Below are 603 nucleotides of genomic sequence, written 5' to 3' on the forward strand. Positions count from 1 at the left end.
TTCCCAGTCTCCCGGCTATCCTGTACGTTATATGCCAAAGACCAATGCCAAGCTGCAGTAAAGCTCCATGGGGTCTTTCTGTCCAGTCGCGGGTAACCTGCATCTTCACAGGTATTTCAATTTCACCGGGTCCCTCGTTGAGACAGTGCCCAAATCGTTACGCCTTTCGTGCGGGTCGGAACTTACCCGACAAGGAATTTCGCTACCTTAGGACCGTTATAGTTACGGCCGCCGTTTACAGGGGCTTCAGTTCGCTGCTTCATCTCTAGGACTAACAACTCTCCTTAACCTTCCTGCACCGGGCAGGCGTCAGCACCTATACTTCAGCTTGCGCTTTCGCAGGCACCTGTGTTTGTGGTAAACAGTCGCTTGGGCCTCTTTTCTGCCGCCGCCAACAGCTCAGACAGCAAGTGTCGTCACCATCAGCGGCCATCCTTTTCCCGAAGTTACGGATGCATTTTGCCGAGTTCCTTAACGAGGGTTTTCCCGCGCACCTTAGGATTCTCTCCCCGCCTACCTGTGTCGGTTTTGGTACGGGCGGACGTCTTCTCGTTAGAAGCTTTTCTTGGCAGTGTAGTGCAGCTGAATTCAGATTGACCGTAG

At 53.1% G+C, this 603-nt stretch carries 1 rRNA gene; it reads right to left on the bottom strand.

The features are described from left to right. Positions 1–603, bottom strand: a 23S ribosomal RNA gene (locus HMPREF9163_RS11760); the annotation flags it as partial.

It is taken from the genome of Selenomonas sp. oral taxon 138 str. F0429, from assembly GCF_000318175.2.
Classification (GTDB): domain Bacteria; phylum Bacillota; class Negativicutes; order Selenomonadales; family Selenomonadaceae; genus Centipeda; species Centipeda timonae.